Below are 18,358 nucleotides of genomic sequence, written 5' to 3'. Positions count from 1 at the left end.
CATGGCAAGCAGAATCCGACAGACCATGGACGACGATCTCGAGGAAAGCCACGAGATCAACGTCACCCCGTTCATCGATGTCATCCTGGTGCTGCTGATCATCTTCATGGTCGCCGCACCGCTGGCGACGGTGGATGTCAATGTCGATCTTCCGGGCTCGACCGCAACGCCCGCGCCGCGGCCGGAAACACCGCTGTTCCTGACGCTGAAGGACGATCTGACGCTGGCGATCGGCAACGACAGCGTGCCACGCCCGGCTTTCGCCGCCACGCTGGACAGCAGGACAAAGGGCGACAAGCAGACGCGCATCTTCCTGCGCGCCGACAAGGCGGTCGCCTATGGCGACCTGATGGAGGCGATGAACCTGCTGCGCGGTGCGGGCTATCTGAAGATCGCGCTGGTCGGCCTGGAGACGGCTCCCGCCGATGCCCAGGCGCCCAGCACCACCGGCACAGCAGTGCCATGATGCAAGCGGCCGCCTTGCCCTCAGTCGAGTTGTCGCGCTTCAGCCGGCGCGACCTTGGCTTGTGGGCGGGTGCAGCCGTGCTGGTCCTTGGAGCTCATGTCGCGGTCGCCTATGCCGTGCAGACCTTCAGCATGGTCAACGAAGCAGATGGCGGCCCGCCACCGGTCCAGGTGATCGAGATGGCGCCGATGGTGGTGATGCCGACCGTCGCGGAACAGGTTGCCGCGCTGGACGCGGTGACATCAGATCAGGTCGAGCCGACGTCCGAAGAACCGGTCGAGAAGGTGGAGCCGGTTGTCGAACAGCCGCAAGCGGTTCCGCCCGACGAGACCGAACTCACGCAGACCGAGATGGCTGAGCAGGTCGACCAGCTGCCGCCGGACGAGGTCGTCCCGGATATTGTCGAGGCTGTCACACCCGACGTGGTCATTCCATTGCCGCAGCCGAAGCCGGTCGAGGCGTCCAAGGACAAGAGACCGGTCGAGGCCAAGGCGAAAAAACCCGTCGACAAGCCAAAACCGCGGCCGAAGAGGGAGAAGGCGGCACCGCCGAAGACGGCAAGCGTCGCCAGCGCCGATGCGAGGCCAGCGAGCAGGACAGCCGCGCCGAAGTCCGCGGAGTCAACATCGCGGTCCGGCGACTCCAGCAAATGGGACTCCCGTCTTGGGGCCTGGATCAAGCGGCACACGCGCTATCCCAGTTCAGCCAAGGCCCGCGGCGTGGAAGGCAGGCCGTATGTCGCCTTCACGGTCGACTCGTCCGGCCGGGTCCTGTCTGCAAGGCTCACCCGTTCCTCCGGGGATGCCGATCTGGACCGTGCGGCGCTGGCCGTGCTGCAAGGGGCCACCGTGCCGGCACCGCCGCCGGAACTCGGCACGCGCCAAAGCCGCACGGCACCATTCGTGTTCAGCCTCCGCAACTAAGGTCTGTTGATATTCAGGTGAGGCCGGCCTGCGAACGGCTGATACCTGCGCTTCCGGTACTCAGGCGGGCTGACCTGAATCTCAGAGCAGGCTCCGTCCATCAATAGCTCAGCGACTTGCACAGAGCCTCGACCTGTTCGAGATAGAAGCGGCATTTCGTGCGCAGGATCCTGAGGTTCGGGTCATCGGCGCCGTTGATCTCGATGGTCTGCATCATGAAATCGAAATGGGCGTGGAAGGCGTCCACCGCGCCCCAGAGACTGTCGGCCTGGCAGCTATCGGCAATTGCCATCGAGAAGAGCTGGCGCGATTCGATCCGTGCGGCGACAGGCGATGGCGATCGGCTTGCGATCAGGGCGTCGAGCCGGCTGAAAATGCTGTCCCTTGTGTCGATGCTCTTGATGTTGACAATCATGTTCATTGCAAGGTCCCTGGAGCAATTGCCGGAAAGCGTGTGGCGGTTTTCCGCCGGAATTGCGTGAAAACAAAAGGTTAGAGCGGGTTCGGCGATTCAATCAAACACCGAACCGCCCTAGGCCTGCGCGACCGGATGGCGGTTCTGCGGGCGGGATGCGATCAAGGCTGGAATGGCGGTCGCATCGGACGGCCTGCCACTGATGATGTTGGCGACCTCGGCATCGGCCTGTTCGAACCAGTAGACCATGTCGGCGCGGCCAAGATCCGTGGCGGCCTTTTTCAGCAGCGGCAGCAGGCTTTGCAACGCGCACAGTGTTTCCCAGCGATTTGGCCGGAAGGTCGAGCCTGCCACCGCGCATGCGGCTGACGATTGCATGCCGCTACGCTCGCCTCGCATGAGCGCGATTGTCTTTCGCCTGCGCCTTGGGGTGCAGCGGGTTGCCGCTGAGCTGCGCATGCCTGGCGGGTCGTGCGCCGCGAAGAACGTCGAAGGCTTCGGCATAGGCCATGCCCAGCAAATAGGAGATCATGGGAAAACGGCTTGCTTCGGCCATCTGCACGAGCTCATTGGTCATCGACGAAATATATTGAAGACTATCGATCTCCGACTGACGTAAGGATTGATTTGGCACGTGCACCTCCTGTTATCTGATGGAACTCAAGGAACGCGTTACTGGAATATACTAAGCCGACTAATTGATAGATTGACCCGCTGATGACGGGCATGTTTGCGGGGTCGAGATGGTCAAGGCATAGATCGGCGCATCGGTGAGGCGATCGAGACCAAGCAGGCGCTTGATCGCTGAATGACTGAGCGCGGCGGTGGGGCATGCCGACAGGCCATGATTGGTCGCCGCTAGCATGACGTTCTGGCCGATGTGACCGGCCTGCGAAAAGAAGACAGTCTGCGTGCCGGCGGCAATCGTCAGCTTCGGAGCGGGGGTCACTTTCTTGGCCATTTTCATCCCTTCTTGACCCTCATGGGGACCCGTTGAAAGACCCTAAAAACGGGGATCCACGACAAGAAAGGTAAGGTCGTAAGAGTTAATGGTCTGTTAAAATTGTAGTAAAGCAGCGCGCAAAAGGCGGTCGTGTGACTTATCTTTCCTGAGGTTTAAGTGTAAAATATCGATTTTGTTCAGATACAGAGTTGACAATCGTTGGTATGCGCTCTTTTGGTGCATTCTTATTCTTATTTAGCGTAAACGGCGTGGCCGGGAGGGCCTAGCCCAGCCCGTGCCGGGTGATGCTGACCACCAGGTAGTCGACGCTCGAATCGTTGGGCCTGAGACATGTACCATGCTGATGGCGTGCCTCGGGCGGATGTTGGCAGTGTCGCGCCGCATGATCACGGACACGAATGCCGGCCCGGCGTCGGTCAGAAGCATGGCCTTGCCCGTTAGCACCGGTTCGGAGATGGGGGCCCATTGCACGGAGATCAGCGACGGCTCGCCGGTCTGGCGGCGATTGATGCCGCTGAAATAGATCCAGTTCAGACGCGAGATCGCCACCCCATAATGGTTGCCGCGCGCCCGTGCCCATGTCGATCCCCGCCGTTCCGACCATCCGGTGACCCGTCTGAAGGTGACCAGCTCGGCTTCGCGCCGCACGAAGGTCACCGATCGCATCAAGAGGTCGGGGCGGTGAGGGATCGAAAAATAGGTGAAATAGGTGCCTCCCGCGATCGATGGACTGGGAGGGCGGATCATCTGGGTGAACAGGCTCTCGGAAACCGGCGGCAGGCCGCGCACCCTGGGTTCGGGGACACCGGGATCCCGGTACAATTCGGCTTCGTCGATCTGGAAATAGTCGCATATCAGCTTGGCGGTGGCCTTGTTCGGAACGGTCTGCCTTTGCAGGTAGCGTTCGAACTGCGTGCGGTTGATGCCCAGCTCACGGCATACCGCGCTTACGGAGGCATGGTCCTTGCAGAGGCGTCTAAGGTTTGCAGCGAGATTCTCGCGAATTGACACGTGTTTGCTTCCGCAGGCGGCTTCTTCATTTCGACTCGAAATCATATAAACGTCTTCGGTCGCCCCCGCCGAAACGCCCTTGTCGCAACGCACAGAAAAAACTGATTTGCTGACGTCAATCTAATGGGGCAGCTTCCAAAGAAAACGGAAACAATCCAAAGGCCCCTTCCTCTATAAGTCCAATTGACAGCCGTTTTGCCTGACATCGCGAGACAAGGGCGCAGTATTACGTCGCGGCCTCGAAGGCGCGCTGGCACAACAAATATCGCCCGCCCGCGAGCCAGGGCGGGCGCCGTGCATTGCTCTTGTCGTGGAGAGCACAAAATGTCGCGGAGAGTAGAAATCGATTATTCCGCTGGTGGAGCTGAGGAGGATCGAACTCCTGACCTCGTCATTGCGAACGACGCGCTCTCCCAGCTGAGCTACAGCCCCGTCCAGCGGATGGGCGCATTTATCGGGCGCCGCGCTTTCCTGTCAAGGCGGCGTTTTGCCGAAATCCGTGGCCGCCATGCGTCAGGCCGGCGTATGGGAGAAGGCGGCCCTTGCCGGTTTCGCCCGCAATGGCTACATGTCGGCAACAATTGGAGACCGGCATGATCGCCCTCATTCAAACAATCGTCATGGCACTTGACCTCTACTGGTGGGTCATCATCGCCTCGGCGATCTTCTCCTGGCTCTACGCCTTCAACGTCGTCAACTCGCGCAACCAGTTCGTCGGCAGCATCGGCAACATGCTCTACCGCCTGACCGAGCCGGCGTTGCGGCCGATCCGCCGCTTCATACCGGACCTTGGCGGCATCGACATTTCGCCGATCATCCTGCTTCTGATCCTGTTTTTCCTGCGGCAGTTCCTGCTCACCACCGTGCTATCCTGGGTCGTCTGAGGCAGCCATCCTGTGAGCGCGCCGTTTCGCCTGCGCGAAAACGGTGTCGAGCTGTTTGTCCGGCTGACGCCAAAGGCTGCGCTGGACAGGCTTGAAGGCGTCGAAACAGCGGCTGACGGGCGAAGCCATCTGAAGGCTCGCGTTCGTGCCGTGCCGGAAAACGGTGCCGCCAACAAAGCGCTCGAAAAGTTGATCGCCAAGGCGCTGGGCGTGCCGGCGTCCGCCGTGTCGGTTGTCGCCGGCGGCACCGCCCGGCTGAAGACCTTGCGCATCGCAGGCGACCCGGCGATGCTGGAGAAAAATATAGAGGCGCTCGGCCAGCAGTCCTGATGCCCGCGACGGGAGGTTGGGGTCCTCCCTCTAGCGTTTACGACTGGCCTCGTTCTCCTGCCGGACCCATCGTATGACAGCGACGGCACAAACTACGAATGACGCCCCTCCAATGATCAGGAACATCCAAAACCTGAGGTTGAGAGAAGCCAACCTCGGTTCATTCACAGCAAATGCAGACAGCCAAGCAAGCGTAATGGCCTGTACAATGGCCAGAACAGCGACGATCAAGGACAGTCCCGCAGTAGCGATATAAACCCAAGCAGGCCTATTGGTCATCCGCTATTCCTGAGGTCCTGCGCGGCAACTGTTCACGGATCAATCCCCGAGCGGCAGACGGGGATCGTCGACCTTCAGCGTGTTAACGCTCTGCTTGATGCGGCGCAGGTTTTCCAAAACCCTTGGTCCGCGCGTCTCGGCGACCGATGTGACGATCATGTCGACGATCGACAGCAGCGCATAACGCGATGATGTCGGCTTGTAGATGTTGCCGTCCTCGAGCGACTGGAAATGGATGACCGTGTCGGCGGCTTTGGCAAGTGCCGAGTCCGGCGGGGTGATGGCGATGGTGGTGGCGCCATATTGCTGGGCGACCTGCACCGCATCGATGACCGATCGCGCATAGCCGGAAACCGAAAAGGCGACTAGCGTGGTGTCGGGCGTGGCTACGGCGGCGTACATGCGCTGCAGCTGTCCGTCGATCTGCGCCAGCACCGACACGCCCAGCCTGAACAGCCGGTTCTGCATCTCGGTCGCCATCATCGACGAAATGCCGCCCGACCCGATGCACAGCACATTGCCGGAGACGGCAATCCGCGCGGCGACGGCGACCAGCGTCGTCATGTCGAGGTTTTCGCTGGCGCGCTGGATGGCGGCAATCGCAGCTTCGGTGATGGCGGAAGCGATGCGCTGTTCGCGGGCGTCGCGGCTCAACGGCTCCGGCGACAGATACTGGCCGCCGATGGCGATGGCTTGCGCCAAATAGAATTTGAAGTCGCGCAGGCCCTCACAACCGAGGTTGCGGCAGAACCGGGTCACCGTCGGCTCGCTGACACCGACGCGCGCGGCAATATCCGAAATCGCCGCCTTGGAGACGAGATCGAGGTCGGCGAGCACGAAGGCTGCCAGCTTGCGATCCGACTTCGTGCCGTCCTGCGACATCAGTTGCAGGCGCGTGATGATGTCGGCCGGCGTTTTCATATCTGTGTTTTCATACGGGCAGACCCGTCGCCTTGTCGAACAGGTGGATGTTGCCGGGATCGACGCTCACCGGCAGCACGTCGCCCGGCCTGACCGGCACCCTGTCGCGGAACACGGCGCGCACCGTATCGGTGCCAATGGCACCATAGACATGGGTTTCGGAGCCGGTCGGCTCGACGACATCCACCTTGATCGTCATCGCGTCGACAGCCTCGCCGATGACAAAATGTTCGGGCCGGATGCCGGCCTCCACCGCGCTGCCCGCCGGCACCTGTCTGCCGGCAAGCGCAAGCCGCCCGCCACCGGTCGACTCGAACCAGGTTTTCTCAGGCGTTGCCTTGAGAGAACCGGACACAAAACTCATCGACGGCGAGCCGAGGAAGCTGGCGACGAACTTGTTGGCCGGCCGGTCATAGAGCTCCAGCGGCGCGCCGACCTGCTGGATCCTGCCGCGGTCCATCACCACGATGCGGTCGGCCATGGTCATGGCTTCGATCTGGTCGTGTGTGACATAGACGATCGTCGATTTCAGCCGCTGGTGCAGCGCCTTGATCTCGACGCGCATCTGCACGCGCAATTGCGCGTCGAGGTTGGACAAGGGCTCGTCGAACAGGAACACCGATGGTTCGCGCACGATGGCGCGGCCCATGGCGACGCGCTGGCGCTGGCCGCCCGACAGCTGGCGGGGGTAGCGGTCAAGATAGGAGAAGAGATTGAGGACGCCCGACGCTTTCTTGACCTTTGCGTCGACCGTGGCGCGCGCCTCGCCGCGGATTTTCGGGCCAAAGCCGATATTTTCCGAGGCCTTCAGATGCGGGAACAGCGCATAGGACTGGAACACCATGGCGATGTTGCGCTGCTGCGGCGGCAGCTCGTTGGCGCGCACGCTGCCGATCAACAGATCGCCGGAGGTGATCGTCTCCAGCCCGGCCAGCATGCGCAGCAAGGTCGACTTGCCGCAGCCGGATGGCCCGACCAGCACGACGAACTCGCCGCTCTTGATATCGAGGCTGATGTTTTCGAGGATCTTGTGCTGCCCGAAGGATTTCGACAGGTCGCGAAACTCGACGTCGGTCATGGTCACGCTCCCAATATGTCGTCGATGAATGGCAGGCAACCGGCCGTCAGGCCAGCGTCCACCGGCATCACCACACCTGTTACGCCCGATGCGCGATCGGAGGCAAGGAAGGCCACCGCTTCGGCCACTTCCGAAGCGTTGACGATGCGGCCAAGCGGATAAAGCCGCTGCAGCTTGCCGAGGATTTCGGGATCCTTGGCAAGGCGGTGATCCCAGGCGGCGGTGCGGATCGATCCGGGGCAAACGACATTGGCGCGCAAGCCGTTGCGGCCGAGCTCGACGGCAATCGCCTTGGCATAGGCGTTGATGCCGGCCTTGGCCGCGGCATAGGCGGGATTGCCGAAATGCGCGATGGCATTGACTGAGGAGATGAAGACGACACTGCCCGAACCGCGGCCGGCCATCGCCTTGACCAGCGGATCGGCGAACATCATCACGCCTGTCAGGTTGAGGTCGAGTTCGTGCTCGATCTTGTCGGCGGTGAGCGCGGAAAGCGTCTCGGCGCGCGTCCAGCCGGCATTGTTGATGAGAATGTCCGGCACGCCATCCCTGTCGAGGATCGCTCCGATCGCCGCTTCTATCGAAGCCCGGTCGAGAAGGTCGAAGACGTGGCGGGAGGCAAGGTGCGGGCTCTTCAAGGCTTCGCTGGACTGATCGCAGCCGATGACCCTGGCGCCTCTTTGCGCCATCAGCGCCACGATGGCCGTGCCGAGGCCGCCGCCGGCACCCGTCACCACGACAGTCTTGCCTTCGAACTCGGCCCTGCCTTCGAACTCGGCTTGCGAAACCACCGTGCGTCATCCCTCCGGGAGTTCTGACAATCGTGTCAGGCCTAAGCAGACTCCGCTCGCTTCGCTACCACGTCGTCTGCTTAGGTTTCTTCGTTTGCCGCAGGTTCTTGCCGCAAAACCGTGGGACACTTTTGCGAAACCTGCTTAGGCCACAAAATGTAATTAAGCAACAGAATAATCTGCTTGCAAGCCCTCAAATCATCGATAATGTAGGAAAGTCACATAAATCTTCTGCGCCGGTCGCGAAGAGGCGCGCAGGCGCAAAATCAAAATGGGAGACATCAAATGAGCCTTGCAAAATGGACTGTCGGCTTGATGGCCGGAATGAGCATGCTGGCATTTGCGGCGCAGGCGAATGCGGGCGAGGTGCGCGTCACCGTCGCCGAGTACAGCGCCAAGACTGGCCCTTATTTCGACAGCGTCAAGAAGGAATTCGAGGCGGCCAACCCCGGCATCACCGTTAAGTTCGAAGTGGTGCCGTGGGAGGTGCTGCTGCAGAAGCTGACCACCGACATCACCGCCGGCACCAATGCCGATCTGTCGATCATCGGCACGCGCTGGCTGATCGACTTCGTCCAGCAGGATGTCGCCGAGCCGCTCGACAGCTACATCAAGCCCGACTTCAAGGACCGCTTCATCGACACCTTCCTGTCGCCGTCGATCATGGACGGCAAGACCTATGGCCTGCCGATCGCGGCCTCGGCGCGCGCCATGTACTACAACAAGGAGCTGTTCGAGAAAGCCGGCATCGCCAATCCGCCGGCCAACTGGACCGAGCTGCAGGAAGACGCGCGCAAGATCAAGGCGCTCGGTTCCGGCACCTTCGGTTTCGGCTTGCAAGGCAAGGAGATCGAGACCGACGTCTATTACTACTATGCGATGTGGTCCCAGGGCACCGAAATCCTCAACAAGGACGGCACTTCCGGCCTCGGCACGCCGGGTGCGCTTGAAGCCGCCAAGCTCTACAAGTCGATGATCGACGAAGGCCTGACCGAGCCGGGTGTCACCTCCAACAACCGCGAGGATGTGCAGAACCTGTTCAAGCAGGGCAAGGTCGGCATGATGATCACAGCACCCTTCCTGTCCAACCAGATCAAGGACGAGGCGCCGAACCTGAAATACGGCGTGGCGGCCATTCCGGCCGGACCGACCGGCGCGCGCGGCACCTATGGCGTCACCGACTCGATCATCATGTTCAAGAACTCCAAGAACAAGGACGAGGCCTGGAAGCTGCTCGATTTCCTGTTCACCACGGAACAGCGCGCCAAGTTCACGCAGGGCGAAGGCTTCCTGCCGGTGAACAAGGAAGAAGCTAAGATGGACTACTACGTCAACAACGCCGACCTGGCGGCGTTCACGGCGCTGCTGCCCGACGCCCGCTTCGCGCCGATCATCCCCGGCTGGGAGGAGGTCGCCCAGATCACCTCGGACGCCATGCAGAAGATATACCTCGGCGGCGACCCCGAGGCAGGATTGAAGGACGCGGCAGCCAAGGCCAACGCCGTGCTCAAGAAATAGGGCGTATCTCCCTGCGCCCGTGGCGCGCCCCACTCAGGCGGGGCGCGCCACACCTTTCCCGGTCTTCGTTCTTGCCACTTTGGAGATTGGCGAAAGTGTCAATGAGAGCGAGCCCTCTCCCCGTCGCTATACGGGGAGAGGATGCCGGCAGGGCGGTGAGGGGCAGCGCAAACGCCGCAGGAAGTTCAAATCCTGAAGCGATGTCCTTGGGAAGAACGAGGCGAGATTGAGCTAAGCTGGCAAGCCAGCGCCACTGATGTCCACCGCAAACACGGTACAGCCCGGCCGATGCAAAATCGCTTCTTGCCCTATCTCCTGACCTTGCCCAGCCTGTTCCTGGCGGCTGTCGTCATCTTCTGGCCGGTGTGGGACCTGATCCAGATATCGACGCATGAAGTGAGCCGCTTCGGCCAGCTTCGCGAATTCAACGACTTCGCCAATTTCACGGCGCTGCTTGCCGATCCTGATTTCATGGCCGCGCTCTGGCGCACCGGCCAGTGGACCGTGCTGGTCGTTGGCGGCGCGTTGCTGCTGTCGATCCCGGTGGCGATGATCCTCAACACCGATTTCTATGGCCGCGGCATTGCCCGAGTCCTCATCATGCTGCCCTGGGCAGTGTCGCTGACCATGACCGCGGTGGTCTGGCGCTGGGCGCTGAGCGGCGAAAGCGGCATGCTGAATTCGGCGCTGATCGGCCTTGGCCTCATCGACCACAACATCCAATGGCTGGCGAGCGCGGAGACCGCTTTTCCGATGCAGGTGCTGATCGGCATCCTGGTGACGGTGCCATTCACGACGACAATTTTCCTCGGCGGCCTGTCGTCGATCCCGGACGACCTCTACGAGGCGGCGGCGCTCGAAGGCGCGACGCCGCTGCAGCAGTTCCGCGAGATCACCTTTCCGCTGCTAAAACCGTTCATCAACATCGCCATCGTGCTCAACACGATCTACGTCTTCAATTCCTTCCCGATCATCTGGGTGATGACGCAAGGCGGGCCGGCCAACTCGACCGATATCCTGGTCACCCATCTCTACAAGCTGGCCTTCCGCATCGGCAAACTGGGCGAAGCATCGGCGGTGTCGCTGGTGATGTTCGCCATATTGCTGGTCTTCACCATGATCTATGTGCGGCTGGCGATGCGGGAGCAACGCGCATGACCAATAAGCTCATGACGGGCAAGCTGAAGCGCTCCATCATCGCGTGGCTGCTGCTGGCGCCGCTGATCGTGGTGACGATCTTCCCCTTCGCGGTGATGTTCCTGACCGCGGTCAAGCCAAGACAGGAAGTGCTGTCGCCGACCTGGTGGCCAAGTGAATTCCGCTGGTCGAATTTTTCCGACATGTGGGTGGCGACCGGCTTCGGCCGGGCGCTGCTCAATTCGCTTTACGTATCGATCATCGCCACCGTGGGCGCCATCCTGATTTCGGTTCCGGCCGCCTACGCCATGTCGCGCTTCCGCTTTGCCGGCTACGGCGCCTTGCGGCAGTTCCTGCTGATCTCGCAGATGATCTCACCGATCGTGCTGGTGCTCGGCCTGTTCCGGTTGATGGCGGCCTGGGGCCTGGTCGAGAGCACGACGGCGCTCGGCCTCATCTACATGGCCTTCAACGTCGCCTTCACCGTGTGGATGCTACAAAGCTATTTCGACACCATTCCGCGCGATCTCGAGGAAGCGGCCTGGATGGAGGGTGCCGGCCGCTGGCTGACCTTGCGCAAGGTGTTCCTGCCGCTCTGCCTGCCGGCGATCGCAGTGACCGCGATCTTCACCTTCATCAATGCCTGGAACGAATTCGTCGTGGCGCTCACCATGCTGCGCAGCCAGGAAAGCTACACCTTGCCGATCCAGGTGTTTTCGCTGGTCGCCGGCCGCTACACCATCGAATGGCACCACGTCATGGCGGCGACGCTGCTGGCGACCTTGCCGGTGGCGATCCTGTTCATCTGGCTGCAGCGCTACCTCGTAAGGGGGCTGGCGCTCGGGGCGGTCAAATAGCCTGCTAGACTACCATCCACCACGGAGTTCTCATGCGCATCTTCACCGCCTCGCTGGCGACGGAAACCAACACCTTCTCGCCGGTGCCGACCGACAGGGCTTCGTTTGAGATGGCCTTCTATGCCGGGCCCGGCAAGCATCCGGAGACGCCGACGCTGTGTTCCTCGCCGATGGTCGCTCTGCGCCGGCGCGCGGCGGCCGAAGGGCTAACCGTCATCGAGGGCACCGCCACCTGGGCGGAGCCCGGCGGCCTGGTGCAGCGGCAGACCTATGAGGCGCTGCGCGACGAACTTCTCGGCCAGCTCAACGCAGCGCTGCCGGTCGATGCCGTCATTCTCGGCCTGCATGGCGCCATGGTGGCGCAAGGTTATGACGACTGCGAAGGCGATCTGCTCGGGCGCATCCGCGAGATGGTCGGTCCGAAGGTGGTGATCGCCTCGGAGTTCGATCCGCACAGCCATTTGACACCGAAGCGTGTCGCGGCATCAGACATCATGGCCTACTTCCTCGAGTTCCCCCACACCGATTTCTACGAGCGCGGCGAACATGTCGTGGCGCTTGGGCTCGCCGCGGCGCGCGGTGAGATCAAGCCCGTCATCTCGACCTTCGACTGCCGCATGATTCAGGTGCTGCCGACCAGCCGTGAGCCGATGCGCTCCTTCGTCGACCGCATCAAGGCGCTGCACGGCAAGGACGGCGTGCTGTCGGTCTCCGTCATCCACGGCTTCATGGCGGCCGACGTGGCCGAAATGGGCACGCGCATCCTGGTCGTCACCGACAATGACAAGGCCAAGGGCGATGCGCTGGCGGAACGGCTGGGGCTGGAACTCTACGCGCTGCGCGAAAAGACGACGATGACCATGCTCAGCGCCGCCGACGGCATCGATCGGGCGCTGGCCGTGCGCGCTGAAAACCCGGGCAAGCCCGTGGTCATCGCCGATATCTGGGACAATCCCGGCGGCGGTGTGCCCGGCGACGGCACCATCGTGCTGCGCCAGATGCTGGCGCGCGGCCTGAACAATGTCGGCGTCGCGACGATCTGGGATCCGATCGCGGTGACCTTCTGTTTGGCCGCAGGCGAGGGCGCCGTCATCGACCTGCGTTTCGGCGGCAAGGCCGGGCCTCAGGCCGGCGAGCCGATCGACGCGCGTGTGCGTGTGCTGAAAGCGGTTCCAGAGGGCTGGCAGAGTTTCGGGCCGAGCCGGGTGACGCTGGGGCCGACGGCGCTGGTGCGCATCGAAGGCACCGAGGTCGACATCATCCTCAACACCAATCGCACGCAGACCTTCGAGCCGGATATCTTCGTCAACATCGGCGTCGATCCTCTGGCCAAGGACATCCTGCTGATCAAGTCGACCAATCATTTCTATGCCGGCTTCGAGCCGATCGCCGCCGAGATCATCTATGTCTCGGCGCCGAGTTCGTATCCGAGCAATCCGGCGGTGACCAACTACACCAAGCTGACGCGGCCGATCTGGCCGCGGGTGGCCGATCCGTGGAAGGTGTGAGGGCTGGATTACACCAGCCCGCGCTTGGCCATCATCGCTTCAGGCGACGGCATCTTGCCACGGAAGGCAGTGTAGAGTTCTTCGGGGTCCTTCGAGCCGCCGGCGGCGTAGATGTTCTTACGCAGCCGCTCGGCGAGCGCCGGGTTGAACGGGTCGCCCGTCTCCTCGAAGGCTGCGAAGGCGTCGGCGTCGAGCACTTCCGACCACATGTAGGAGTAATAGCCGGCCGAATAGCCGTCGCCGGAAAACACATGGCCGAAATGCGGAGTGCGATGGCGCATGGCGATGGTGTCCGGCATGTCGAGCTTTTCAAGCGTTTCGGTTTCGAAACGAAGCGGCGCTTCTGGCGCATCCGGCCGCGCGTGATAGGCCATGTCGATCAGCGCCGAAGCGGTGAATTCGACCGTGGCGAAGCCGGCGCCAAAGGTGCGCGCCGCCAGCATCTTGTCGAGCAGTGCCTTGGGCATCGGCTTGCCGGTCTTCACATGCAGCGCATGCTTTTCCAGAACCGCCGGCACGGTCAGCCAGTGTTCGTAGAGCTGCGAGGGCAGTTCGACGAAATCGCGGCTGACCGAGGTGCCGGAAACCGACGGCCAGGTGACATCGGTCAGCATGCCGTGCAGCGCGTGGCCGAACTCATGGAACAGCGTTTTCGCCTCGTCGACCGACAGCAGAGCCGGCTCGCCCGCCGGCGGCTTGGCGAAGTTCATGATGTTGTAGATCACCGGTTTCGACCCGTGGCCAAGCTTGTAGCCGGACTTGAGCGCGCTCATCCAGGCGCCGGAGCGCTTTGACGGCCGCGCGAAATAGTCGGCGAGGAACAGGCCGCGCTCGCTGCCGTCGGCATTTTTCACCACGAAGACGCGCGCGTCGGGATGCCATACGGCAATGCCTTGCTTTTCCTCGAAGGTGATGCCGAACAGCCGTGTCGCCACGTCGAAGCAGGCGTCGATGACGCGGTCGAGCTGTAGATAGGGTTTTAGTTCCGCCTCGTCGAAGGCGAACTTTTCGGCGCGCAGCTTCTCCTGGTAGAAGCGCCAGTCCCAAGCGGCGAATGTTTCGTTGCTGCCGGCTTCGGTCGCCAGCCGCTGCAATTCGCTCTGGTCGGCCGCGGCCTTTTCCAGTGCCTTCTCCCAGACCGGGTCGAGCAGCGCATGCACTGCCCTCGGCGTCTTGGCCATGGTGTCGTCGAGCTTCAGTGCGGCAAACGAGCCGTAGCCGAGCAGCTTTGCCTTTTCGGCGCGCAGCTTCAGCATGTCGCGCACCACAGTGGTGTTGTCGGTGGCGCCGCCATTCTGGCCACGCATGGTGAAGGCGCGGAAGGCAATCTCGCGCAGGTCGCGGCGTTCGGAGAAGGTCGTGAACGGCTCGTAGATCGAGCGCGACAAAGTGATGGCATAGCGGCCCTTCTGGCCGCGCATTTCTGCGGCTTCGGCCATCGAGCTCTTCAAAAAATCCGGCAGGCCGGCAAGGTCGGCCTCGTCGAGGAACAGCGCCCAGTCGCGCTCATCGGCAAGCACATTCTGGCCGAAACTGGTGCCAAGCGAAGACGATTCCTCGTTGATATTTGCCAGCCGCTTCTTGCCGTCGGCGTCGAGCTTGGCGCCAGAGCGGACAAACCCTTTCCAGGTCTTCTCCAGCACCCGCAGCGTCTCGGCATCGAGCTTCAGGCTCTCGCGGCGCTGGTAGAGATCGTCGATGCGGGCGAACAGCCTCTCGTTCATCGAGATCGCCGAGAAATGCCTGGACATTTTTGGCGAGATGTCGCGCTCCAGTGCCTGGATCGTCTCGTTGGTGTAGGCGCCGGCGCGGCACCAGAAGATGGACGAGACACGGTCGAGTGCCTCACCACCGAGTTCCAACGCTTGCAGCGTGTTCTCGATGGTCGGCGCATCCTGGTTGCCGGCGATCGCCTCGATCTCCGCCTCATGCGCCTTCAGCGCCGCATCGAAGGCCGGGGAAAAGTCGTCGTCACCAATGCGGGTGAAATCGGGCAGGCCGAGCGGCCCTTGCCACGCGGTCAGCGGATGGGCGGCGAGGTCGACGGCTTTCGTGGAAGGCATGGACAATCTTTCGAATGTTGGCAGCGAAGGGAAGGGCGGTTCATCCCCGATGTAGGGCGCAGGTTCGCCGCACGCAACAGGGCTGCCGGTCAGGTTTTCGTCAGTAATCGTCGCAGTTTTCGGCGATCGCCGCTTGCGAGCTGGCGGTGATGCGGTTGTCGGTCACCGCGAAGGTTTCCTGCATCAGCATGTCGTTGTTGGGAAAATCATAGCAGGCGATCACCGTGGTGACGCCGCCTTCGCTCTTCTCGATCCGGTGCCGGATCTCCGCACCCGCGACGGCGCCTTGCCATTCGTCAATCGAGGCGATGAATTCCTGCTTGCTTTGCACGATGCCGAGGTCTTCAAGCTTTATGCGGACGTCATCGGCGAGCAGGTCGGACAGTTCGGTGCGATCGGCCACCAGCAGTGCCGAATACCAGCGGCTGATGATGGCGCCATCGTCGGCGCGAACAGGAATGATCGAAAACAGCAACGCTGCCGCGACGAAAGTGATCGAACGGCGATCTCCCATCATGTGCTGCCACCGTCTTGCTGTTTGACCATGAGCTTACCCGAAAAACCGATTGCGACTTTCGCCGGCGCGATCCTTCGGTTCGGGATCATGGTCTACGCCATCTCCGGCCGTTCGAAATCGCCGGTCTCCTTGTTCATCACCCAGAGTTCGCCGGTCGAAATGTCGAACCAGGCGCCATGCAGCGACAGCCTCCCCTTGCCTTCGAGGATCGAGACGCAAGGAAAGGTTCTGAGATTGGCGATGGAATAGCGGATCGAAATACGCTCCAGCGCGGTCTGGCGTTCCGACGCCGTCATGAAGGTGCTGGAGGACACGGTCTCGGCCGCCGGCGCGATGAGGCTCATCCATTTGCCGATGAAGTCGCCGGGCGACAGCGGTGCGGAATTGGTGTCGAGCGCGGCGCGGATGCCGCCGCAGCGACCATGGCCCATGACGACGATGTTCTTCACCTTGAGGCTCTGCACCGCGAATTCGAGCGCGGCAGAGGTCGAATGAAACTCGCCGTCCGGCGCGTAGGGCGGCACCAGATTGCCGACATTGCGCAGCACGAAGAGTTCGCCGGGGCCGGCGTCGAAGATCGCTTCGGGGGCCGCGCGGGAGTCGCAGCAGGCGACGATCATCGTTTCCGGTGCCTGGCCTTCGCGGGCAAGCTCGCGATAGCGTCCGCTCTCGGTGAGATAGCGGCCGGTCATGAAATTGCGGTAGCCGGCGAGAAGATGGTCAGGGAGATGGGACATGGGCGGCGTCTGGAGCCTTTCCGGGTTGGATGCGGCAGCTCGTTGCGGGTCTCTGTTTGTTTTGACGCAATTCCGGACGGAAAACCGTTTCACACTTTTCCTGGAATTGCTCTAAAGAGGCTCTAACGGCAAAAGCCTGTTGCGGGCAATGCCGAATTGCAGATGGCTGCCCGGCAATCGCCATGCAAGGTGCATGGCTCGAGCTATCTCTTTGTTTCAACGCAATTGCGGACGGAAACTGTTTCGCATTTTTCCTGGAATTGCTTGGGGCTCACGCCCAGATCGCGACGGGGATGCCCAAACTGTCACGGCCCGGCGGGTCGGGAAATGGCCGTGCCTCGCCGCTGGCGATGCGACCGGCAATCAGCATCATCGCGGCTGCATCGAGAAAATCATCGGCGGCGGCACCGCGCGGCGGCGGCTCGTCGAGAAAGCTCATCTCATAGCCATGGCGGCTTAGCAGCGCCTTGCGTTCCGCCATGCCGGCCGGATTGATGCTGCCCTTTATCTTCTTCGGCAGCTGCATGGCCTGATCGCCGTTCAGCCGGCAGAAGGCGACTTCCGGATGCGATTCGAAGACGCGGCTGCGCAATTCGGGCCGGGCGATGAGCAGGGCGTCGATCTCGCGGATCTTCGAAAAGATACCAAACGCCTGGATCGAAACACCGCGCGGCGGGTCGGATGTGGTCATGGCCACCTCGCTTGCCCGGCGATGCGCGGCGTACCAGGCTTCGACTGTGGTGAAGTCGCCCGTGTCGGCATAGAGCGCGGCGCGAGACGGGATCGAAAAGACACTGGATTGCCGCTGCCCGAGCAGCGGCCGCACCAGCGCTTCCGGTCCGCGCCCGCCTCTTTTCGAAAGCTCGGGCAGACCGATCGGCATATCGACAGCGACGATCGCGTCAGCGGGGAGTGCTGCAAGCAGGGCGGCGAAGCTTGCAAAGACAGCGACGGAAGGTGTCGAACCGGGGTTACGAGGTGTCGAACCGAGATCGTGCCGTACGGCGATCCAACCGGCCTTGCAGCCGTCGACGCCGACAAGCACGGCGGTCGTGGCTGGAGTCACGCCCTGCGGTCCCGCCCCGGATGCGTGAGGTGGCGAAGCTGCACCATCGCCATCGGGTGCGACAGGCTCTGTGCGTCGGTTTCGAGCTGCAATTCGTCGCCGCCGCGCTTGGCGGTGCGCGCCAGGATCTCGTAGACCGCCGCCGTGGTCGACTGCAGCGCCTTGATCGCCGGCTGGCCGGACAGGATGCGCGCTAGGTAGACGGCCGCCGTCAGGTCGCCCAGTCCATTCGGCGGCTTGTCGATCAGGCGGTGCTCGGCCAGCAGCACCTGGTTGCCGTCGAGCAGAAGGTTGCCGGTGCCGCCGGTCATCATCGACGGCGCCGAGGTGACCAGCATGGTCGATGGGCCGGCGTGAAGGGCGGCCGCGATCACCGATTTCAGGTCGGGCAACGGGGCGCCGGCCATCCATTCCAGTTCGTAGCGATTGGGGGTGGCGATGTCGGCGATTGGCATCAGCCGATCGCGCATGACAGCGGCAGTCGGTTCCGGCACGTACAGGCCACCCGAATCGCCCATCACCGGATCGCAGATATAGACGGCGTCAGGCGTCCTGGCCTTCACGGCGGCAACCAGAGAGGCAACGGCCTCGGCCTGGCCTGGCTCGCCGAGATAGCCGGACAGCACGGCGCCGACTTCGCCCAGCCATGGCGCGCGCTCGAGATCGGCCATCAGCGCCTTGAACTGATCGAGCGGCGGCACGATCCGTGTCGCCCGCCCATGGCCGGGGTGCCAGGGCAGGATGATTGTCGGCACCGCCCAGACTGGAAAGCCCAGCGTCTCCAGCGCAAAGACTGCGGCGCGGTTGCCGACCGAGCCGCGCGCGACATGGCTGGAGATGACGATGACCGCACGCGGCGCGTCGGTTTTTTCGGCGCTCATTGTTCTTTGATT

Annotated in this window: 20 protein-coding genes, 1 tRNA gene and 1 pseudogene; 8 read left to right on the top strand and 14 right to left on the bottom strand. The window is 62.4% G+C overall.

Translation table 11 applies throughout. The features are described 5' to 3' along the window. Nucleotide 1 precedes the first annotated feature (1 nt). Together exbD and B5V02_RS34730 are read left to right on the top strand one after the other, a co-directional pair. Nucleotides 2–466 carry a TonB system transport protein ExbD gene (exbD, locus tag B5V02_RS34735; RefSeq protein WP_111548452.1) on the top strand — a complete coding sequence of 155 codons (465 nt, stop codon included), beginning with the start codon at nt 2–4 and terminating at the stop codon, nt 464–466. After that, nucleotides 463–1,389 (top strand): TonB family protein, encoded by a 927-nt coding sequence (locus B5V02_RS34730; protein WP_111548451.1) that lies wholly within the window; start codon nt 463–465, stop codon nt 1,387–1,389. The genes exbD and B5V02_RS34730 overlap by 4 nt, the downstream gene beginning before the upstream one ends. Nucleotides 1,390–1,489: 100 nt before the next feature. Here B5V02_RS34730 and B5V02_RS34725 read toward each other — a convergent pair whose 3' ends face one another. From B5V02_RS34725 to B5V02_RS34700, 6 genes and pseudogenes are all read right to left on the bottom strand, one after another. After that, nucleotides 1,490–1,810: a hypothetical protein gene (locus B5V02_RS34725; protein ID WP_111548450.1), complete on the bottom strand. Its 321-nt coding sequence runs from the start codon at nt 1,808–1,810 to the stop codon at nt 1,490–1,492. A 111-nt stretch (nt 1,811–1,921) separates the two neighbouring features. Beyond that, nucleotides 1,922–2,182 carry a hypothetical protein gene (locus tag B5V02_RS34720; protein WP_111548449.1) on the bottom strand — a complete coding sequence of 87 codons (261 nt, stop codon included), beginning with the start codon at nt 2,180–2,182 and terminating at the stop codon, nt 1,922–1,924. 4 nt (nt 2,183–2,186) lie between these two features. Then, nucleotides 2,187–2,438: a hypothetical protein gene (locus B5V02_RS34715; RefSeq protein WP_111548448.1), complete on the bottom strand. Its 252-nt coding sequence runs from the start codon at nt 2,436–2,438 to the stop codon at nt 2,187–2,189. Nucleotides 2,439–2,498: 60 nt separating this feature from the next. Further along, nucleotides 2,499–2,765 carry a nitroreductase family protein gene (locus B5V02_RS34710; RefSeq protein WP_111548569.1) on the bottom strand — a complete coding sequence of 89 codons (267 nt, stop codon included), beginning with the start codon at nt 2,763–2,765 and terminating at the stop codon, nt 2,499–2,501. 265 nt (nt 2,766–3,030) lie between these two features. After that, nucleotides 3,031–3,779: pseudogene (locus tag B5V02_RS34705) on the bottom strand (helix-turn-helix domain-containing protein). 356 nt (nt 3,780–4,135) lie between these two features. After that, nucleotides 4,136–4,211 (bottom strand) — tRNA-Ala (locus B5V02_RS34700). Between the two features lie 161 nt (nt 4,212–4,372). Here B5V02_RS34700 and B5V02_RS34695 point away from each other — a divergent pair. Both B5V02_RS34695 and B5V02_RS34690 read left to right on the top strand, forming a co-directional pair. Continuing rightward, complete coding sequence (locus B5V02_RS34695; RefSeq protein WP_111548568.1) at nt 4,373–4,663, top strand: YggT family protein; 291 nt, start codon at nt 4,373–4,375, stop codon at nt 4,661–4,663. A 12-nt stretch (nt 4,664–4,675) separates the two neighbouring features. Next, a complete protein-coding gene (locus B5V02_RS34690; RefSeq protein ID WP_111548447.1) occupies nt 4,676–4,993 on the top strand; it encodes a DUF167 family protein in 318 nt (105 codons plus the stop codon). Between the two features lie 318 nt (nt 4,994–5,311). On the opposite strand, the gene B5V02_RS34680 is transcribed toward B5V02_RS34690, so the two are convergent. The 3 genes from B5V02_RS34680 to B5V02_RS34670 are packed head-to-tail and all read right to left on the bottom strand — an operon-like array spanning nt 5,312 to nt 8,062. Continuing rightward, nucleotides 5,312–6,193, bottom strand: a complete 882-nt coding sequence (locus B5V02_RS34680) for a MurR/RpiR family transcriptional regulator (RefSeq protein ID WP_111548445.1) — start codon at nt 6,191–6,193, stop codon at nt 5,312–5,314. Nucleotides 6,194–6,203: 10 nt separating this feature from the next. Continuing rightward, the gene (locus tag B5V02_RS34675; protein ID WP_111548444.1) at nt 6,204–7,271 is read right to left on the bottom strand and encodes an ABC transporter ATP-binding protein; all 1,068 of its coding nucleotides are present in this window, start codon (nt 7,269–7,271) and stop codon (nt 6,204–6,206) included. A 2-nt stretch (nt 7,272–7,273) separates the two neighbouring features. Beyond that, nucleotides 7,274–8,062, bottom strand: coding sequence for an SDR family NAD(P)-dependent oxidoreductase (locus B5V02_RS34670; protein WP_111548443.1), 789 nt, complete (start codon nt 8,060–8,062; stop codon nt 7,274–7,276). Nucleotides 8,063–8,347: 285 nt separating this feature from the next. Here B5V02_RS34670 and B5V02_RS34665 point away from each other — a divergent pair, with 285 nt between their 5' ends. From B5V02_RS34665 to B5V02_RS34650, 4 genes are all read left to right on the top strand, one after another. Beyond that, nucleotides 8,348–9,580 (top strand): ABC transporter substrate-binding protein, encoded by a 1,233-nt coding sequence (locus B5V02_RS34665; RefSeq protein ID WP_111548442.1) that lies wholly within the window; start codon nt 8,348–8,350, stop codon nt 9,578–9,580. Nucleotides 9,581–9,868: 288 nt separating this feature from the next. Beyond that, the gene (locus tag B5V02_RS34660) at nt 9,869–10,738 is read left to right on the top strand and encodes a carbohydrate ABC transporter permease (RefSeq protein WP_111548441.1); all 870 of its coding nucleotides are present in this window, start codon (nt 9,869–9,871) and stop codon (nt 10,736–10,738) included. A gap of 11 nt (nt 10,739–10,749) precedes the next feature. Then, nucleotides 10,750–11,574, top strand: a complete 825-nt coding sequence (locus B5V02_RS34655; protein ID WP_111548567.1) for a carbohydrate ABC transporter permease — start codon at nt 10,750–10,752, stop codon at nt 11,572–11,574. Between the two features lie 32 nt (nt 11,575–11,606). After that, nucleotides 11,607–13,082, top strand: coding sequence for a M81 family metallopeptidase (locus B5V02_RS34650; protein ID WP_111548440.1), 1,476 nt, complete (start codon nt 11,607–11,609; stop codon nt 13,080–13,082). An 8-nt stretch (nt 13,083–13,090) separates the two neighbouring features. On the opposite strand, the gene B5V02_RS34645 is transcribed toward B5V02_RS34650, so the two are convergent. From B5V02_RS34645 to pdxY, 5 genes are all read right to left on the bottom strand, one after another. After that, nucleotides 13,091–15,145: a M3 family metallopeptidase gene (locus tag B5V02_RS34645; protein WP_111548439.1), complete on the bottom strand. Its 2,055-nt coding sequence runs from the start codon at nt 15,143–15,145 to the stop codon at nt 13,091–13,093. Nucleotides 15,146–15,245: 100 nt separating this feature from the next. Then, nucleotides 15,246–15,659: a nuclear transport factor 2 family protein gene (locus B5V02_RS34640; protein WP_425374450.1), complete on the bottom strand. Its 414-nt coding sequence runs from the start codon at nt 15,657–15,659 to the stop codon at nt 15,246–15,248. 95 nt (nt 15,660–15,754) lie between these two features. After that, on the bottom strand, nt 15,755–16,399 hold the full coding sequence (locus B5V02_RS34635; RefSeq protein ID WP_111548437.1) for a carbonic anhydrase: 645 nt from the start codon (nt 16,397–16,399) through the stop codon (nt 15,755–15,757). Nucleotides 16,400–16,670: 271 nt separating this feature from the next. Next, nucleotides 16,671–17,465: a DUF429 domain-containing protein gene (locus tag B5V02_RS34630; protein ID WP_111548436.1), complete on the bottom strand. Its 795-nt coding sequence runs from the start codon at nt 17,463–17,465 to the stop codon at nt 16,671–16,673. Further along, complete coding sequence (gene pdxY / locus B5V02_RS34625; protein WP_111548435.1) at nt 17,462–18,346, bottom strand: pyridoxal kinase PdxY; 885 nt, start codon at nt 18,344–18,346, stop codon at nt 17,462–17,464. The genes B5V02_RS34630 and pdxY overlap by 4 nt, the downstream gene beginning before the upstream one ends. Nucleotides 18,347–18,358 lie beyond the last annotated feature (12 nt).

Origin of the sequence: Mesorhizobium kowhaii (assembly GCF_003253745.1) — a bacterium.
In the GTDB taxonomy this organism is placed as follows: domain Bacteria; phylum Pseudomonadota; class Alphaproteobacteria; order Rhizobiales; family Rhizobiaceae; genus Mesorhizobium; species Mesorhizobium kowhaii.
Note: the sequence above shows the minus strand (reverse complement) of the source record. Positions and strands in the feature narration are given on the sequence as shown.

What these genes read in the sequence shown, in the direction of transcription:
- B5V02_RS34665 (WP_111548442.1), top strand. Translation starts at nt 8,348, where the DNA reads ATGAGCCTTGCAAAATGGACTGTCGGCTTGATGGCCGGAATGAGCATG.
- B5V02_RS34730 (WP_111548451.1), top strand. Translation starts at nt 463, where the DNA reads ATGATGCAAGCGGCCGCCTTGCCCTCAGTCGAGTTGTCGCGCTTCAGC.
- B5V02_RS34655 (WP_111548567.1), top strand. Translation starts at nt 10,750, where the DNA reads ATGACGGGCAAGCTGAAGCGCTCCATCATCGCGTGGCTGCTGCTGGCG.
- pdxY (WP_111548435.1), bottom strand. Translation starts at nt 18,346, where the DNA reads ATGAGCGCCGAAAAAACCGACGCGCCGCGTGCGGTCATCGTCATCTCC.
- B5V02_RS34640 (WP_425374450.1), bottom strand. Translation starts at nt 15,659, where the DNA reads ATGGGAGATCGCCGTTCGATCACTTTCGTCGCGGCAGCGTTGCTGTTT.
- exbD (WP_111548452.1), top strand. Translation starts at nt 2, where the DNA reads ATGGCAAGCAGAATCCGACAGACCATGGACGACGATCTCGAGGAAAGC.
- B5V02_RS34680 (WP_111548445.1), bottom strand. Translation starts at nt 6,193, where the DNA reads ATGAAAACGCCGGCCGACATCATCACGCGCCTGCAACTGATGTCGCAG.
- B5V02_RS34725 (WP_111548450.1), bottom strand. Translation starts at nt 1,810, where the DNA reads ATGAACATGATTGTCAACATCAAGAGCATCGACACAAGGGACAGCATT.
- B5V02_RS34660 (WP_111548441.1), top strand. Translation starts at nt 9,869, where the DNA reads ATGCAAAATCGCTTCTTGCCCTATCTCCTGACCTTGCCCAGCCTGTTC.
- B5V02_RS34645 (WP_111548439.1), bottom strand. Translation starts at nt 15,145, where the DNA reads ATGCCTTCCACGAAAGCCGTCGACCTCGCCGCCCATCCGCTGACCGCG.
- B5V02_RS34720 (WP_111548449.1), bottom strand. Translation starts at nt 2,182, where the DNA reads ATGCAATCGTCAGCCGCATGCGCGGTGGCAGGCTCGACCTTCCGGCCA.
- B5V02_RS34695 (WP_111548568.1), top strand. Translation starts at nt 4,373, where the DNA reads ATGATCGCCCTCATTCAAACAATCGTCATGGCACTTGACCTCTACTGG.
- B5V02_RS34710 (WP_111548569.1), bottom strand. Translation starts at nt 2,765, where the DNA reads ATGGCCAAGAAAGTGACCCCCGCTCCGAAGCTGACGATTGCCGCCGGC.
- B5V02_RS34675 (WP_111548444.1), bottom strand. Translation starts at nt 7,271, where the DNA reads ATGACCGACGTCGAGTTTCGCGACCTGTCGAAATCCTTCGGGCAGCAC.
- B5V02_RS34635 (WP_111548437.1), bottom strand. Translation starts at nt 16,399, where the DNA reads ATGTCCCATCTCCCTGACCATCTTCTCGCCGGCTACCGCAATTTCATG.
- B5V02_RS34650 (WP_111548440.1), top strand. Translation starts at nt 11,607, where the DNA reads ATGCGCATCTTCACCGCCTCGCTGGCGACGGAAACCAACACCTTCTCG.